Source organism: Arthrobacter sp. P1_B11 (genome assembly GCF_056406715.1).
In genome coordinates this window covers 77,801-94,762 of sequence record NZ_JBFTZQ010000010.1, presented here as the reverse complement: position 1 = coordinate 94,762, position 16,962 = coordinate 77,801, and the positions used below count along the sequence as shown (strand labels likewise).

14 protein-coding genes are annotated in these 16,962 nt (G+C 64.2%); 6 read left to right on the top strand and 8 right to left on the bottom strand.

Features of this window, described 5'->3' with window-relative positions; translation table 11 throughout:
- Positions 1-274: 274 nt before the first annotated feature.
- From AC1D14_RS10695 to AC1D14_RS10670, 6 genes are all read right to left on the bottom strand, one after another.
- Complete coding sequence (locus AC1D14_RS10695; RefSeq protein WP_230119218.1) at positions 275-697, bottom strand: hypothetical protein; 423 nt, start codon at positions 695-697, stop codon at positions 275-277.
- Positions 698-889: 192 nt separating this feature from the next.
- Positions 890-2,401 (bottom strand): arabinosylfuranosidase ArfA, encoded by a 1,512-nt coding sequence (arfA, locus tag AC1D14_RS10690; RefSeq protein WP_476968460.1) that lies wholly within the window; start codon positions 2,399-2,401, stop codon positions 890-892.
- Positions 2,402-2,459: 58 nt separating this feature from the next.
- Positions 2,460-3,356 (bottom strand): carbohydrate ABC transporter permease, encoded by an 897-nt coding sequence (locus tag AC1D14_RS10685; RefSeq protein ID WP_476876235.1) that lies wholly within the window; start codon positions 3,354-3,356, stop codon positions 2,460-2,462.
- Entirely contained in the window at positions 3,353-4,339 is a 987-nt protein-coding gene (locus AC1D14_RS10680) for a carbohydrate ABC transporter permease (RefSeq protein ID WP_476968459.1), read from the bottom strand. Before AC1D14_RS10680 ends, AC1D14_RS10685 begins: the two co-directional genes overlap by 4 nt.
- A 76-nt stretch (positions 4,340-4,415) precedes the next feature.
- Positions 4,416-5,765, bottom strand: coding sequence for an ABC transporter substrate-binding protein (locus AC1D14_RS10675; protein WP_230119214.1), 1,350 nt, complete (start codon positions 5,763-5,765; stop codon positions 4,416-4,418).
- Positions 5,766-5,963: 198 nt separating this feature from the next.
- A complete protein-coding gene (locus tag AC1D14_RS10670; RefSeq protein WP_230119213.1) occupies positions 5,964-6,998 on the bottom strand; it encodes a LacI family DNA-binding transcriptional regulator in 1,035 nt (344 codons plus the stop codon).
- Between the two features lie 232 nt (positions 6,999-7,230).
- Between AC1D14_RS10670 and AC1D14_RS10665 the strand changes: the two genes are divergently transcribed.
- The gene (locus AC1D14_RS10665; RefSeq protein ID WP_230119212.1) at positions 7,231-8,184 is read left to right on the top strand and encodes an NAD-dependent epimerase/dehydratase family protein; all 954 of its coding nucleotides are present in this window, start codon (positions 7,231-7,233) and stop codon (positions 8,182-8,184) included.
- Positions 8,185-8,239: 55 nt separating this feature from the next.
- On the opposite strand, the gene AC1D14_RS10660 is transcribed toward AC1D14_RS10665, so the two are convergent.
- On the bottom strand, positions 8,240-10,450 hold the full coding sequence (locus AC1D14_RS10660) for an MMPL family transporter (protein WP_476968458.1): 2,211 nt from the start codon (positions 10,448-10,450) through the stop codon (positions 8,240-8,242).
- 229 nt (positions 10,451-10,679) lie between these two features.
- On the opposite strand from AC1D14_RS10660, the gene AC1D14_RS10655 reads away from it, so the two are divergent.
- From AC1D14_RS10655 to AC1D14_RS10635, 5 genes are all read left to right on the top strand, one after another.
- Entirely contained in the window at positions 10,680-11,159 is a 480-nt protein-coding gene (locus AC1D14_RS10655) for a MarR family winged helix-turn-helix transcriptional regulator (RefSeq protein WP_230119224.1), read from the top strand.
- Positions 11,160-11,168: 9 nt separating this feature from the next.
- On the top strand, positions 11,169-11,984 hold the full coding sequence (locus AC1D14_RS10650; RefSeq protein ID WP_230119211.1) for a methyltransferase domain-containing protein: 816 nt from the start codon (positions 11,169-11,171) through the stop codon (positions 11,982-11,984).
- A 39-nt stretch (positions 11,985-12,023) separates the two neighbouring features.
- The gene (locus tag AC1D14_RS10645; RefSeq protein WP_230119210.1) at positions 12,024-12,647 is read left to right on the top strand and encodes a LysE family transporter; all 624 of its coding nucleotides are present in this window, start codon (positions 12,024-12,026) and stop codon (positions 12,645-12,647) included.
- 68 nt (positions 12,648-12,715) lie between these two features.
- Entirely contained in the window at positions 12,716-13,279 is a 564-nt protein-coding gene (locus tag AC1D14_RS10640) for a low molecular weight protein-tyrosine-phosphatase (protein ID WP_230119209.1), read from the top strand.
- Positions 13,276-15,399: a chorismate-binding protein gene (locus AC1D14_RS10635; protein ID WP_476968457.1), complete on the top strand. Its 2,124-nt coding sequence runs from the start codon at positions 13,276-13,278 to the stop codon at positions 15,397-15,399. Before AC1D14_RS10640 ends, AC1D14_RS10635 begins: the two co-directional genes overlap by 4 nt.
- Before the next feature lie 13 nt (positions 15,400-15,412).
- On the opposite strand, the gene cls is transcribed toward AC1D14_RS10635, so the two are convergent.
- Complete coding sequence (gene cls, locus AC1D14_RS10630; RefSeq protein WP_476968456.1) at positions 15,413-16,900, bottom strand: cardiolipin synthase; 1,488 nt, start codon at positions 16,898-16,900, stop codon at positions 15,413-15,415.
- Positions 16,901-16,962: the final 62 nt, after the last annotated feature.

Genomic DNA, 16,962 nt, shown 5'->3' with positions numbered 1-16,962 from the left:
CCCGATGCTCGAGCATGTACGCCTAGTACTTGGCGTGTCGAATCGGGGCTCGCCCACTCCTTGAGCGATCTGCACTCAACTTTACTCAACGGACGGTTTAAGTCAATCCAAAGTTGAGTCGACTCGGCTCAAGTCTGCCATTTTGGTGGTCGCGCGCAAACAATTGGCCCCCGGTGATCCGCGGAATTTGGCGGAACACCGGGGGCCACGACGACGGCGCGAGCACAGTTTCGCTCTGCGTGAACCTGCTCTGGAGGTGCTTTCGCGGCGGCTCCTAGCCCCCGGCGGAGGTCCCGCCGTCGTCATTCCTCGGAGCGTTGACCTGGCCGTCCGTCAGTCCGTCCTTCACCTCACCGGCGGCGCCCCGCTCCCGCGCGGTTCCGGCGGCGCCGTAGTCGCCCTCGGGATATTCACCCTCTTCTTCGCCGGGGAGCTCCTGGCCCAATGTCCCCGCCTTGCCGTAATCGCCTTCGGAGTATTCGCCTTCTTCGGCCTCCGCAGGCACGTCACCGACCACGCCGGCATCGCCATAGTCACCGGCCGGGTAGTCACCCTTTTCGGCGGCGGCCTCATCGGCCACCACGCCGGCGTCGCCGTAGTCGCCTTCTACGTACTGACCGCTCTCGCCTTCAAGTGCAGGGTTCCTGGAGCTGTTGTGTGTCTTTCCTGCGGTATTGGACTCGCTGTTTTCAGTCATCGCTTGATCACTCCTTGGGAGGACTGGGCGCGTCCGGCCGGACGCACTGGAAGTCTACTCAGATGCGGCGGATGGCAACAGGGCACTGCGGAGGGGTGGCGGGGGTTCAGGGTCCGGCCGGCCGGAAGTGGAAATTGCCCCAGGCGCCAGTGGCGGAGCACCCGTTTTGTTCGGATGCCCCCGCCTTGCCTGTCAGCCGAGATGCAGCGCAGTCCACGAGACTGGCGGCAGAGTGATCGCGACTTGGCCGTCACGGACAGCGACGCTCTTGTTCCGGTTGAGGCCCACGCGGTCTGGATGGTCGAGTGTGTTCTTCGCATAAACATCCACATCGGAAAGCGTTTGAGCATCCAGGACAATAGCGCCGTTCAGAGAAGTTACGTCTATCGTCACGTTCGCTTCTTCGGTTTGGGAGCGGTTGACCAGAAAGACCGCGGTGGTGCGGGTTTCGGCGTCGAAGGTGGCGACCGCGTCGATGAGAGGGACAGTGCCGTAGACCTCCGTACTGTAGCCGTCGGCTTCCAGTTTGACGTCCAGAGCGGCTCCCTTGGCAAGTTTGGAAGTCAACGCGAAAGGGAAGAAAGTGGTCTGCTTCCATGCAGGGCCGCCCGGTTCGGTCATGATGGGGGCGATCACATTCACCAGTTGCGCAAGGGAGGCCGACGCGACCCTGTCTGCGTGTTTAAGCAGCGAGATCAACAGGTTGCCGAAAACGACGGCATCGGCGACGGAGTATGCATCCTCAAGCAGCCGCGGCGCCGTGGGCCAGTTATCGATTCCTTCGATTTTATCGACCTGCTGGAATCGCTCGAGGTACCAGACGTTCCATTCGTCAAAGGAAATGTTGATGGTCTTGGAGCTGCCGTTGACTGCCTTGACGTGGTCGGCCGTTGCAACCACAGATTCGATGAAGTGGTCCATGTCGGAGGCGGAGGCAAGGAAGGAGCCCAGGTCCCCGTTCTTCTCTTCGTAGTAGGCGTGGCAGGAGATGTAGTCGACGTCTTCGTATGCGTGGGTTAGGACAACTCGTTCCCATTCGCCGAAGGTGGGCATGTGGGCGCTGGATGAGCCGCAGACGACGAGTTCAACTGACGGGTCGAGCTGCCTCATGGCCTTTGCTGTCTGGGACGCGATCTTGCCGTAGTCATCAGCTGAGCGGTGCCCCAACTGCCAAGGGCCGTCCATTTCGTTTCCAAGGCACCACATCTTGATGCCGAAGGGTTCCTTGCGGCCGTTGGCTGCCCGGCGCTCGGACAGTTCCGTTCCGGAACTGATGTTTGTGTATTCCAGGAGGTCGAGGGCTTCCAGGGTGCCTCGGGTGCCGAGGTTGACGGCGAGCATCAGCTCGCTGCCTACCTTCTCCAGCCAGGAGCCGAACTCGTGCAGACCGACTTCATTAGTTTCGGTCGAGTGCCAGGCCAGATCAAGGCGGCGGGGACGCTGGTCCTTGGGCCCCACACTGTCCTCCCAGCGGAATCCGGAGACGAAGTTGCCGCCGGGGTAACGGATTGCGGAGACACCGAGTTCCTTGACGAGCCCGATGACGTCCGTGCGGAATCCGTCGGCATCTGCACTGGGGTGGTCGGGTTCATAGATTCCGTCGTAGACACAGCGGCCGAGATGTTCAACGAACGAGCCGAACAGGCGGGGATTGACGGGGCCCACGGCGAACTGCGGGTCGATGGTAAGGCGTGCGGAAACCATAGTTTTCTTTCAGGTAAGGGGAAGCACGGAACGGTACGCCGTGCTTAGCGACGACGTTCTATTTGAGGCTGCCGAGGGACAAGCCGCCTTGCCAGTACTTTTGCAGGGTCAGGAAGGCGACGACGAGAGGGATGATGGAGACGAAGGAGCCGACGATGATGAGGCTCCAGAGGGAATGACCGCCGCCGTTATTGGACGAAGCCAGTTGCTCCCAGAGCCCAATGCCAACTGTGAGCGGGTAGAGCTTTTCAGTGGACAGCATGGCCAGGGGCAGGAAGTAGTTATTCCACGTCCCAACTATGGAAAGCAGGAGAACTGTCACAAGAGCGGGGCGCAGCAGGGGGAGAGCCACCTGAAAGAAGGTGCGGAGCTCGCCGGCACCATCCACCCGGGCCGCGTCCAGCAGCTCGTCCGGCACGGCCTCGGCGGTGTAAACGCGCATGAGGTAAACGCCGAAAGGGCTCAGCAGCGATGGCAGGATGACGGCCCATACCGTGTCCGTCAGCTTGAGGTTGGACAGCAGGATAAAGGTGGGGATAACCAGGGCAGTCATCGGGACCATGACCGCGCCCAGCAGCAACGAGAAGGTCAAGTTTCGTCCCGGAAACCTATACTTCGCGAAGCCGTAGCCCGCCAGTACTGAGATCGCGGTGGCCCCCAGCCCGCCGCTAACGGCATATAGCAGTGAATTGCCCAGCCATCGCAGGTACTCTCCGCCGTTGTACGTGAAAAGGTCCTGAAGGTTGGCCACCAGGTTGAAGTTCTTGTCGAACCACATGGCGCCGGAGGAGCCGGCAAAAAGACCCTCCGTGTCCTTCGTGCTCGCCACGAAGAGCCACCAGATAGGGACCAGGAAATACAGAACCAAAACTCCCAGAAACACATGGGCCACCACGTTTCGACGCGGCTTGGGTCGCCGGGCCAGGGCGGGGACGCTGGTCGTGACTGCAGTCATGAGAGGGTGCTCCCTTTTTTACGGGTGGCGAACATGAAGGCATACACGGCGATAAAGACGATGATGCCGAGGGAAAAGGAAATGGCAGACGCGTAGTTGAACTGGGCGTAGCCGAAGGCCAGGTTGAATGCATAGATGTTGGGCGTGAAGTCCGGCGTGATACTCCCGTTGGCGACCGGGCCGAGGATCTGCGGCTCGGAGAAGAACTGGAGGGTTCCGATCAGAGCAAAAATAAGAATCAGCACGAGCGCAGATGACACCATGGGCACTTTGATCCGGAAGGCCACCTGCCAGGTGGAAGCACCGTCTATCTTGGCCGCCTCATACAGGGAAGGGTCGATTCCCTGCAGGGCCGCGTACACGATAATCATGTAGTACCCGGCCCACTGCCAGGTAACCACGTTCAGCAGTCCGTAGAAGACGTTGTCCTGGCTGAGAAGGAACGGTGCTGAAGCGTGAAAAAGGGAGAACACTTGCTGCATCGGTCCGAACGAGGGACTGTAGAGGAACCCCCACATGAGCGCGCCTATGACGGCCGGCACCGCATACGGCAGGAAGATCATCAGCCGGGAGAACTTGGCCAGTCGTGTCGTGAGGTGGTCCAGGACGAGGGCCGCGGCCAGCGAGACGGCCATTTGCACCGGTATCAGAACTAAGGAAAAACGGACTACGAACCCTACGCCCTTCAGGAATTGCGGATCCGAGAAGGCGTGAAAATAGTTCTCCAGCCCGCTAAATCGCGTACCGGTTGCCAGGCCCTTGGTAAACAGGCTCAGGTAAAGGGCGTAGGCCAGGGGGGCGAGGAGGAACGCGGCGAAAACTAACCCGAAGGGGGCAATGAAGAGCCACCCCGTCCGCGCCCTCCGTGCCATCACCGTCTGGATACGGGGAGCCCGTTTGCTGTCCACCTGCTCCGGGCGAGCCGGTAGTTCCTGTGGAGAATCTTGCGGCAAGGGTGTCACCGTTGACCCGTGAACTGCCATGATCTGTCCTGCGTCTTTCTATCGGTCGATCCGGCCTGCTCCGCCAACCATCAGGTCCCCGGAGCAGGCCCGGCTGCTAGTTGACTGTGAATCCCTGGCTCTTCGCGTAGTTCACCATGGTGTTCTGCAGCTCGCTGGCCGCCTCGTCTCCGGTGACTTTGCCTGAATTGATCTTGACCGTCTCGGCCTGCAGTTGCGCGTAGTAGTAGACGGTGAACGGGCTGTAGCTGAAGCCCTTGTAGGAGTTCTCGGCTGGAATATAGATGTCCTTGTTGGCCGTCTGGCCGCTAAAGAAATCGACGCGGTTGTTGATGAACGCAGCCGACCTCAGCACGTTCTGGTTCAGGGGAAAGATGGTCTGGGTCTTCCAGCCATCTGTGAGCGACGCGTCGTCGGCATAGAGGCCTTTGGCCACTTCGGCAGCCAGCTTCTTGTCTCCTGCTTGTGAAGTGACCGCAAAAGTTGATCCTCCCCAGTTCACAGAAACGGGGTTGCTGGCATCCCATTGCGGAAGGGCTGCCACGGCGAACGTGCCCTTCTCTTTTCCTTTACCCACGCCCGAGCCGGTCAGATATCCCGGTGCCCACGCCGCGGAAACATACGTCGCGTATTTGCCGCCGACCATGCCTGAAATGTAGTCGGTGGTGAACTGGTCCTGCGTCCCCACAAGGCCTTTCTTGACGAGCCCGGCCCAGTAGTTCAGCACGTCCTTCGCCGGCTGGCTATCCAGCTGGATTGAAATCTTCTTTTGATCCGCCAAGTCGTACGTGAACGGAACCGCGCCCTTTTGGGCCATGAGCGCGGTCAGGGCGGCCGGCACGTTGCTCCCCAGGTCACCGAAGGCTGGCCCGCCGGCGTCCTTGACCTTCTGGGCCGCCGTCTCGTACTCAGCCCAGGTGGTCGGCGGCTTGATGCCGTACTTGTCGAGCACGTCCTTGCGGTAAATCATTGCCATCGGGCCGCCGTCGACGGGGATGGCGTAAACAGAGCCTCCTTGCGAGACGTCCTTCCAGGAGCCGTCGCTGAAGTTCTTCTTCACATCAGCTGCGCCGTACGGGCTGAGGTCCACCAATGCATTCTGCAGCTCGAAGCCTGTTAGCTGGTCGGCTTCGAGCATGATCACATCGGGTGCACCCTTGCCGGCTTGGATGGCGGTCTGGAATTTCGCATACTCCGGGGCTCCTTGCCCGGCGACAGTCCAGCAGACCTGCACATCCGTGTGGGAGTTGTTGAAATTGTCGACCACCTTGGCCATGTTCGGATACCACGCCCAGACGGAGACCTTAGGAGCATCCGCGTGGACAATCTTGTTGGTGCAACTGGTGGTGCTGGCGCTTTCGGTAGCGGCCTCACCGGAGCTGCAGGCGGAGAGGCTCGCCGCCAGGGCGACCGTCGACAATGCTGCCGCGACTGTTTTCTTGTTCACGTAGGGGTCCCTTCGGTGCTGCAGGTTCTGGACTTCATCGTCTGAAGCGGAAGGCTCCACGCTTGCCTGTCCAGCGGGGACGTTGGACTGCCCGGGAAGGGCTTGGGTAAGACCTGGAGCAGGCTCCGCCAGCTTTTACATCGATGTATGTAATCGTTGTAAATCCATATTGGTGTGATGCGGCTTACAAGTCAAGACTTAACTTTCGGGGAAAGAGGCCCCGGACTCCCCCGTGGATCCACGGGGGACAATTCTGAACGAAGCCTCAAACTCCCGCGGAGCAATGTCCGCAGCTTCGCCGTTTATCCGCTCAAGCAGCATGCGCACGGCCGTCTCGGCAATTTGGGGGCGTCCGGGGTCCACGGTTGACAGCGTTGGCAGGGAGTAGCGTGTCTCGTCGATGTCGTCGAAGCCGATGATGGCTACATCGTCGGGGACCTTCAGGCCAGCGTATTGCAGCACGCTCATCGCTCCCAGGGCGATGGAGTCGTTGAATGCCACCACGCCGTCGAAGGTGACACCGGACGCTAATACCTGCCGCATCGCGTGGGCACCGTCGGACCGATGCCAGGTCTGGACGTCGACAACGAGCTCCTCTCGGTAGGGCAGTCCCGCTCGTTTCAGGGCCCGGCGGTAGCCCTCGAGACGCAGCCCGGCTGAACCGATCACTTCGTTGCGGTGGGCTCCAAAGGCAAGAGGCCGGCTGCGTCCGAGTTCAAGGAGATGCCCGGTGGCTGCCTCGGACGCCTCGACGTTCTGCATGGTGACGTGGTCTGCAGGCCCGTTAAAGATACGTTCACCGAGCAGGACAATCGGGGTCGGGATATCTATAAGGCCCACGTCCTCCTGGCCGAGGCCGAGCACGCTATACAGGACGCCATCGACCATCCTCATGCGCGGGCCATGGAGGATTTCGAGTTCGCGGTCCCGCTCCCCACCGCTTTGCTCGATGATCACCGCCTGGCCCCTCTTGGAGGCCGCTGTCATCACCGCGTCTGCCAGCTCAGCAAAATATGCGTTCTTCAGGTCAGGAATGATGAGGCTAATCACGCCGGTCCGGCCAGAACGGAGTCCGCGCGCAGAGAGATTGGGCTGGTAGCCCAGGTTCTCGATCGCCAAGAGAACTCGCCTGCGCGTCTCCGGCTTGATGTTTGGGTGATCGTTGATCACATTTGACACCGTCTTGATTGACACGGACGCCACCTGAGCCACGTCGCGCATGGTGATCGCCATGTCATCCTTCCCGCCAAACAAATGCCCGCCTCTCCTCCTGAGGTTACATCGTTGGAACGCTCGGCGTACCGAGCGCGCCGGCGTCGCTTCGCTGCGGCCCAGCAGGTCGAGCCGGGGCGCTCTCCAAGGCTGAGGGAGGAAGAGATGATCGCTTTCTGCAGGCGCAGTCTGAAATATTGGGACTGCTACTTCTCTTCCAATCGAATTGTGTTGCCACGAAAGGCCTGGAGCCATGTCAGAAGAACTCTTTGCGGTGACTGGAGCAGGTCCTGTGGGGTGGACGGTTGCCGAACAGCTGGCAGCCCAGGGCAAAAGGGTCCGCGTGCTGACACGGTCCGCCAGTGGCCCCGAACATCCGCTGGTGGAAAGGCTGTCCGTGGATGTCTCGGACCGGGCTTTGGTGGCGCAGTCCATGCGCGGCGCCACAGCGGCCTTCCACTGCATTCACGGTTCCGCGTACAGTGCCAGGGCATGGGAGCAGGAACTTCCCATGGCCGAACAGGCTCTCCTGGCAGCCGCCGGCGAGGCGGGCGCCGTCGTCGTCTTTCCCGAAAGTCTCTACTCGTACACCGAGCCTGACCGCGTCATGGTTGAGGACAGCCCGCGCGCAGCAAGCGGCGGCAAGCGCGGAGTGCGGACGGCGCTGCTCGAGGCACGGCAGGCGAGCGCAACCGGCACGGTCAGTGTGGTTGCCGGCGACTTTTTCGGACCCAGAGTGCGGATGTCCCACGCTGGTGAGCGGATGGTGCCCGCAATCCTTTCGGGCCGCAGGCTCCGCGTGGTGGGCAGCGCGGACCAGCCGCATTCGTTCACGTACGTCCCCGATCTCGCGGCGGCCATGATCAAGGCAGCGCAGAATCCCGTGTTGTGGAACCGTGTGCTGCATGCCCCCACCAATCCGGCCCTGACGCAGCGGGAGCTTGCCGCCGCGTTCGCTGAGGCCGCCGGAATGCCGCGGCCAAAGGTCGGCGCCCTGCCGGGCTGGGTGCTGCGTACCGTAGGCCTGTTTTCCGCCGACATCCGGGAGCTCGGCGAGACGCTCTACCAGTTCCAGCGACCGTTCGTGATGGATTCCGGGGCCAGCGAGGCAGCCCTGGACCTTCGCCCCACTCCCCTGGCGGCCGCGGCCAAGGCAACTGTGGAGTGGTGGCGCGCGGAGAACTCCACTGCGCCCACGCCCCGCTGACGCCCTGCCGGCGTTTGGTCACGCCGGCCTGCCGGCTTGACCAAACCGGCCTGGCCTAACGGACGCCGGCTTCTCGGGTTCCGGCCTCCCGGGTCCCGGCCCCGTCCGGAAGCTCGCCCACGGAAGCCGGCTCCGGGCGGCCCAGCCTGCCGGGCCACCAGATCCGCCTGCCGAGGTCGTAAGCCAGGGCGGGGACCAGCAGGGAGCGGACCAGCACCGTGTCCAGCAGCACCCCGAACGCCACGATGAACGCGAGCTGCACCAGGAACATGATCGGGATGACTCCCAGGGCGGCGAACGTCGCCGCGAGCACCACGCCCGCGGAGGTGATCACCCCGCCGGTCACGCCCAGCCCGCGCAGAATACCGGCATTGGTGCCGTGTTTCAGCGACTCCTCGCGGACCCGGCTCATGAGGAAGATGTTGTAGTCCACGCCGAGTGCCACAAGGAACACGAAGCCGAACAGCGGCACCGTGGCGTCGGCTCCGGGGAACCCGAGGATGTTGTTGAACACCAGGGCCGAGACTCCCATGGTCGCCGCATACGAAAGGACCACCGAGGCCACCAGCAGGACGGGCGCCAGGACGGAGCGGAGCAGGAGCATCAGGATGACCAGAATGACGCCGAGCACCACGGGGATGATGGTGGCGAGGTCCCGCTGTGCGGTGGTGTTGGTGTCCAGGGCCGTGGCCGTTACGCCCCCAACCAAAGCTCCCGGGTCCACGGCCTCGACGCTTTCACGCAGTTTCAGCACGGCCTTCTCAGCGTCGGTCGAGTCTGCCGCGAAGTCCAGGGTGGCGTTGAGCAACACTTTCCCGCCGCGGACGGCCGGTACGGACGGCGATCCCGGCGCTCCGGTGATCGGCACAGTGCCGTCAGCCAGGAGGTAGGCGTTCCCCACGCCGTCGGACGCTTTCACAGTCTCCAGCACTCTGCCGGCTTTGGCCTCAGCTGCCACGATCAGGGCCGGGCTGCCGCTCCCGGCATCGAAGTGGCGGGCCAGGGCGTCCTGCCCGTCGACGGCATTGGAGGCGCTGAGAATAACGTCGGTCTGAGGGACGCCATTGGCTTTGAGCTGCAGCAGACCTGCCGACGCGGCCAGCAGCAACAGGACCGAAGCCACCCAGACCGTCCGCGGACGCCGGGACACCAGCGATCCAGTGGCGCGCCACAGCCCCTTCTGGCCTTCGAGCCCGGTCACCAGGACTGGCTCGCGCTCCCCTTCCGGCATCAGCCTGGGGCGGAAGGGCCAGAACGCGGTGCGGCCGAGCAGAGCCAGCAGCGCCGGCAGCAGGGTCAGTGCGGCCACGAGCGCGCAGAGGATCCCGGCGGCGGCGACCGGGCCGAGGGCCTTGTTGGAATTGAGGTCGGAGAACAGCAGGCACAGCAGGGCGATGATCACCGTGGCTCCGGACGCAAAGATGGGTTCGAACGAGGCCCTCCAGGCGGTGAGGACCGCGGCGGTCCGGTTGGTCGTGTGGGTCAGCGCCTCGCGGAACCTTGCCACGTAAAGCAGCGCATAGTCCGTGGCGGCTCCAATCACCAGGATGGACAGAATTCCTTGGCTCTGGCCGTTGAGTTGGATCCAGCCGAGCTTCGCCATGCCGAACACCAGCAGGATGGCGGCGCACAACGCAAAGACCGATGTGAGCAGCACGGCAAGCGGAAGCAGCAGCGACCGGTAGACGATCAGGAGAATTGCAAATACCGCCCCCAGTGCCACAAGCAGCAGGATGCCGTCGATGCCGGCGAAGGCGCCGGCCAGGTCCGCTGTCAGTCCGGCGGGCCCCGTGATGAAGGTCCGCATGCCGGCCGGGGCCCCGGCTATGACCTCGTTCCGCAGCTCTTGGACCACGTCCTTCACCTCGCCGGCGGACGGGATGGGCACCACGAGCTGGACCGCTTTCTGGTCGCTGGACGGGATTGGGCCAATCACGGCGCTGCCCGCTTTGAGCGCCTCCAGCTTGCCTTTGAGCTCAGCCGCCTCGCCCAGCTGGGCCGGGGTGAAGGCGGCGTCGCTTTCGATGACCACGACGGCGGGAATCTCGCGCGAATCCCGGAACTTTTCCTGCCAGCCCTGGGCCTTGGTGGCTTCCGCTCCGGCCGGCAGGAACGATGCCTGGTCATTTGACGAGATCTCATCCAGCCGGCCAAAAGTCGGCCCGCCTACGCCGGCGACGGCGAGCCATGCGGAGACGAGGAAAACGGGGATGAGCCAGCGCAGCCAGAACGGGGCGCGGGGCTTCCTGTGGGATGGCTGCTTCATGGGGTCCTTCTTCGGGAACGGGGACCAACGGAATCCGGCGGAGTAGAATAGATCCATCATAGACTATCTCTACGATGGAGATACATAGCCGGAAGGATTGCCGACCAGGATAACGGGACCGCTGGAGTAAACTCCGGAAGGCATGAAATTGGAGAGGGAGGCCAACGTGACCGAAGATCCAGCGGCCTCAAATCCCGCCGGTCTGCCCGGCCAGTCTGACCACTCGGGCTTGCCTGAGCACTCGGGCCTGCCCGGCGCACCCCCCCTGGTGCGGCTGCTCCAGGAATTCACCTTGGAGGCCAACCGGTATGTGGATGCTGCCGGAGGCCGCAACGACATGCACCGCACCGACCTCAATGCGCTGGCCGTCATCATGCGGCATTCAGCCGCGGACCAGGTGGTCACCCCGGGCACCCTGCGGAAAGAACTCAACCTGAGCTCGCCGGCCACCACCGCCCTGATCGACAGGCTGTGCGGTTCAGGGCATCTGGTCCGCGAGCGCCAGGGCCAGGACCGCCGGCAGGTCCAGCTGCGGATGACGGACAAGGCCTACCGGGACGGCAGCGCCATGTTCCTCCCGCTGGCGCGGCAGATGGGCTCGGCGATGGCAGAGTTCAGCGCAGAAGAGCTGGTGACCGTGACACGGTTCTTGAACTCGATGATCAATGCCACCGTCCGCGCCGGCCGGGAAGCCTCGGAAAAGGAGTAGCGTTTCCCTATGAGTGAGCAGCAGCCGCACGACGTGTACACGCACGGCCACCATGAGTCAGTGATCCGCGCCCACGCCTCCCGGACGGCCGAGAATTCCGCGGCCTTCGTGATCCCGTACCTCACCCCCGGAGTCACCGTGCTGGACGTGGGCTGCGGGCCGGGAAGCATCACGTGCGACTTCGCCGGACTGGTGGCCCCCGGAACCGTTACGGGACTGGACCGTTCCCAGGACGTGATCACCCACGCCCGCGAGCTGGCGGCAGACCGGGGTGTTGCGAACGTCGACTTCGTGGCCGGCAACATCTACGACCTCGACTTCGAGGACGACACATTCGATGTAGTCCACGCGCACCAGGTGCTGCAGCATCTGACCGATCCCGTGGGGGCGCTGCGGGAAATGAGGAGGGTGGCCAAGCCGGGCGGCATCGTGGCGGTCCGCGACGCCGACTTCCACGGCATGAGCTGGTACCCGGCCATCCCCGAACTGGACGAATGGATGGAGCTGTACCAGCGGATCGCGCGGCGAAACGGGGCCGAACCCGACGCCGGACGCCGCCTGGTCTCCTGGGCGCAGGCCGCCGGCTTTACGGATGTGGCGCCCACCAGCAGCAACTGGCTCTACGCCACCGGGCAGCAGCGCCGCTGGCAGGCCCGCGTCTGGGGGGAACGGGTGCTGCACTCGGCCTTCGCTGAGCAGGCCCTCGAATACGGCTTCGCCCAGGAAGCAGACCTGACCCGCATCTCCGCCGGCTGGCACCGCTGGGGCTCCACGGACGACGGCTGGTTCCTCATCCCCAACGGCGAGGTCATCGCGCGGGCCTAGGTTTTTTCCGCGCCCGGAATCCCGCACTAAGATTGGTTGGTGCAATTCTCCCTCTGGCTGGCCCTCGCGGGTGCCGGCGTCCTCATCAGCTTCACTCCTGGCGCAGGCGCCATCAACACCATGAGCAACTCGCTAAATTCCGGGTTCCGGCGCTCCATCTGGGGAATCCTCGGCCAGCAGGCGGCCCTGATCGTTCATGTGGTCATCGTGGCGCTCGGCGTCGGAGTCCTGGTGGCAGGATCGCCCGTTGCCTTCAACGTCATCCGCTACGCCGGCGCCGCCTACCTGGTCTACCTGGGCATCCGCCAGTTCCTGCACAAGCCGGACCTTGACCAGGAGAAGGCGGCCGCACTTCGGAACGAGCCAGCCTGGTCCATGTTCCGCCGCGGCCTCTGGGTCAACCTGCTCAACCCCAAGGCCATCGTGTTCTTCCTCGCGTTCATGCCTCAGTTCATTCTCCCCGAACGGCCGCTGTTGGCGCAGTACATGGTCCTCACTGCCACCGTGGTGGCGATCGACATCCTGGTGATGTGGTTCTTCTTCGCGGCGGCCGCGAAGTCGTTCCAGCGTTTCACGCACAACGCCCACGGGCAGAAGGTCCTGAACAGGGTTTTCGGCGTCCTGTTCGTGGCCGTGGGCATCCTTTTGGCGCTGATCCACTAAACGAAATGTTTTGAACAATAAGGCTGCTTACTAGCCAAGTGCCGCCGGCATCCCCCATGCTTAGCAGCATGCCCTCAACGTCGAGCCCCTACCGGATCATAGCGGTGTGCACTGGCAACATCTGCCGGTCCCCGATGGCGGAGCTGATGCTGGCGGAGGCCTTCGCAGCGGCAGGGCTCGCCGATGCTGCCGTCGTGGACTCCGCCGGAACCACCGCCTATGAGGCAGGACGCCCCATCGACCCCCGGGCCGCGAGGAAACTGAGGGCCCACAATCTCATCTCCGACCGGCACATCGCCCGGGAATGGCGCCCCGAGTGGTACACGGAACGAGACCTGATCCTGGCCCTGGACGTGGACCACTATGGCTGGCTCCGGGCCTCGGCCCCCGACCGGGAGACCGGGGAGAAAATCCGAATGCTGCGCAGTTTTGATCCCGCCCTCGAATCGAAGGACCCCCTGGACCAAGGCATCGAAGACCCCTGGTACGGGGATCACAGCGACTTTGAGTCGGTGTGGGACCAGGTCCAGGCGGCCGTGCCCGGCATCGTGCAGTTTGTCCGTGCGGCGATCGCAGAAGAACAGGCCCTACTCGAGGTTCAGAACAGCCAGCAGGTACGCTCTATTTCATGACCCCCGCACCTGTGATCATCGCCATTGATGGGCGGTCGGGCGCAGGCAAAACCACGCTGGCCATTGAACTCGCGGCACGGCTGCGGAACCACCACAAAGTCGCGCTGTTCCATCTTGAGGACATCTACCCCGGCTGGAACGGGCTCGCCGCGGGCGTTGAACGCTACGTCACCACCGTGCTGTCGCCGCTGCGGCGGGGAGAACCGGCAACGTGGGTCAGTTGGGACTGGGAAAGGCATTACGACGGCGATGCCCGGGTCACGCTGCCCGCCGAGATTGTCATCGTGGAGGGGGTGGGGGCTGCCGCGGCGGCGGCCAGGCCCCTGCTGGACGCAGTCATCTGGGCTGATTCGCCGGACCACGAACGCCGCACCCGCGCCCTGGAACGCGACGGCCAAACGTACGAGCCGTACTGGGAACAGTGGGCCGCACAGGAATCGGAGCTCCTCGCCTCGGACAACGTGCGGGACCACGCAGACATCCGGGTCCTCAACCTGGCCGACGACACCGCCCCGGCAGACGTCCTGCAGGCGCTCACCTACCTTCCGGCCCTCGCCACCGCGCTGGTCCCCGAACTCTCGGCGCGCCGGGGTCTCCGGCTCCTGGCCGAGCGCATCGAGGCCAGGCCGGACGCGGCGGCCCTCTTCCAGTCCATGTACGGGACATCTGCGAATGCCGTCTGGCTCGATTCCTCGCTGGTCCCGCCCACCCCAGAAGACTGGCTGAGCGTCAGGACGCCCGCCGCGGAGCGCAGCCGGTTCAGCATTCTGGCGGACGACGGCGGCACGTTCGGGCAGTCGGCACGGCACACTTCGGGGACCAACCGGATCACCGCAGGGTCTGCCACCGCCGAAGTGCCCGGCCAGTTCTTCCGGTGGCTGGAGACCGTGTGGGGCCGGAAAGCGGTCCGCGGCCCCGAGGGCTATCCCTGTGATTTCACCCTGGGCTGGCTTGGCTGCCTGGGCTACGAACTCAAGCGTGAAACCGGCGGCTCCGACGTCCCGGCAGATACCCCGGACGCGGCGTTGATTTTCGCCGGGCGGGCCGTGGTCCTTGACCACGCCGAGGGCGCCGCCTGGCTGCTCGCGCTCGATGCCCCCGACGCAGCAGTCTGGCTCGCCAATGCCCGCGCCTCGGTGGCCGCTGCGGCCGGCACCCCCACCAGCGCCGGCTCCCCCAGCAGCGCCGTCGGGCGGTTTCCTGCCCCAACGTTTACCAGCCGCGACACCGAGGACGCCTACAAGCGCAAGATCGCCGACGCCCAGCATGAGATCTCGGAGGGGAATTCGTACGAGGTATGCCTCACCACGGCCCTCACCGCCGAGGTGCCCGCAATTGCGCTCGACCCCTGGCCCACATACCTTGCGTTGCGCAAGAGGAACCCGGCACCGTTCGCGAGCTACCTGCGGTTCGGCGGGCTGACGGTGGCGAGCACGTCCCCGGAGCGTTTCCTGCGGATAGCGTCCGACGGCGGCATGCGCGCCGAACCGATTAAGGGCACCCGCCGCCGGGCTGCCGATCCCGAGCAAGACGCGGCGCTGCGGCACGATCTGGAGAGCTCGCTGAAGGACCGTGCCGAAAACATCATGATCGTCGACCTGCTCCGGAACGATCTCAGCCACTTCGCGGTGCCGGGTTCAGTGACCGTCAGCCGGCTGTGCGAGATCGAAAGCTACGCCACGGTCCACCAGCTCGTGAGCACCATCGACGCCCAGCTCCTTCCGGGATCGCCCCGGGCTGAAGCCGTGGCTGCGTGCTTCCCGGCCGGCTCGATGACCGGGGCGCCGAAGATCAGCACCATGGCCATCCTGGACCGGCTCGAGGAAGCTCCGCGGGGCGTCTACTCCGGCGCGATCGGGTACTTTTCACTCAACGGGGCCACGGACCTGGCGGTCGCCATCCGGACGCTGGTGATCCAGGCAGACGGCGAAGCTGGCGCCCAGGCTGCCGGCGGGACCGCTGCCGGCCTGGCCCGCACTGCAGGGGAGCCGACGGCGAAACTCAGTCTCGGCGTCGGCGGCGCCATCACGGCGGATTCAGCAGCGCAGGAGGAATACGAGGAGATTCGCACCAAGGCGTTCGGCGTGCTTTCCGCGCTGGGCTCCCACTTCCCCGGCTGATCCCCCGGGCTATCTACTGAACTGTTGCCGTTAGCCTGGCCACGTTGTCCACGTACCTCGCGGCCAGGGGCCGGCGCATCCAATCCTCGAGATTGAGTTCGTGCGAGATGTCACGGTACGTGTCCTCCACCGCACGCATGCTGTTCACGATCTCCGTCCCGAGCAACATCACCGACACCTCCATGTTCAGCGAGAAGGATCGCATGTCCATGTTGCTGGAGCCGAGGACGGCCACTTCGTCGTCGATGGTGAAGTGCTTGGCATGCAGCACGAAGGGCGCCTTGTAGAGGTAGATCCTCACGCCCGCCTCGAGCAGCGCCTTGTAGTACGACTGCTGAGCGTGGTGGACCAGGAACTGGTCGCCCTTTTCGGAGACAAAGAGTTCGACGTCGACGCCACGCTGCGCCGCGGTGGTGATCGCATAAAGGAGTGAGTCGTCCGGCACAAAGTACGGGCTGCAGATGGAGATCCGGTGCTGGGCCGAGTAGATGAGCGTGTTGAACAGCCGGAGATTGTTTTCCGTGCTGAACCCGGGGCCGCTGGGAACCACCTGCGCCGTGACGGTGCCGGGTGAGGTCTCGGCGGGAAGCTCCAGCTGGGCCTGCAGCTGGGCTTCCAGCGACTCGTCCGTCTCGCTGAGCCAGTCGGTGGCGAAGACGACGTTGAGAGTGGGCACGATGGGGCCGCGCAGCCGGGCCATCAGTTCCACCCATTCACGCCCCACCTTGCGGTGCTTGGGGTTGTTGTAGGACGGCTCGATCAGGTTCTGCGATCCGGTGAACGCCACTTCGCCGTCAATCACCATGATCTTGCGGTGGTTCCGCAGGTCCGGCCGGCGCCACTGGCCGTGGATGGGCAGCAGCGGGAGCATCCGCCGCCACTGGATCCGGCTGGCCCTGAGGCGCTTGAGGAGCTTGCGGTAGCCCCTGACCCGAAGGGTGCCGATGTGGTCAAAGAGCACGCGGACTTCGACGCCGCGGTCGGCCGCCTCTTCCAGCGCAGTGAGCAGGTCATCCGTCACGTGGTCTGTGCTCATGATGTAGAACTCGGCGTTGATGAACCTTTTGGCTTTCCGGACGTCCTCGGTCATGGCCCTGATGGAGTCCGGGTAGCCGGGAATCAGCTCCACCGAGTTGCCGTCCACCATGGGAATCGAGCCCAGCCGGCGGTTCAGTTCGGCGGCGGACTGCACCCACTCGGGCCCAGAGTAGTCGCTTCCGACGTCGGACAGCACCGAGGTGCGTGCCCGCACCCTTTCGCTGACCAGCTGCTGCTGCCCCACTCGGCGCCGGGACAGCCGGAAGTTGCCAAAGAGCAGGAAAAGGATCAGGCCCACGGCCGGCACGAAGAAAATGCCCAGCAGCCACGCCATGGCGGTGGTGGGCCGGCGGTTGCCGGGGATGATGCCTACGGCGAGCACCCGGATGATGAAGTCGGCGGTGCCCAGCAGCAGGATCAACCAGGACGGCAAGGTTCCGGCAAGCGGAAATGGCCACAACACAGGTGAAACCTCCAGTATGTCTTGCCCTCGGAGGCATTCCGGAAGGGACGGTCCAGCACAGC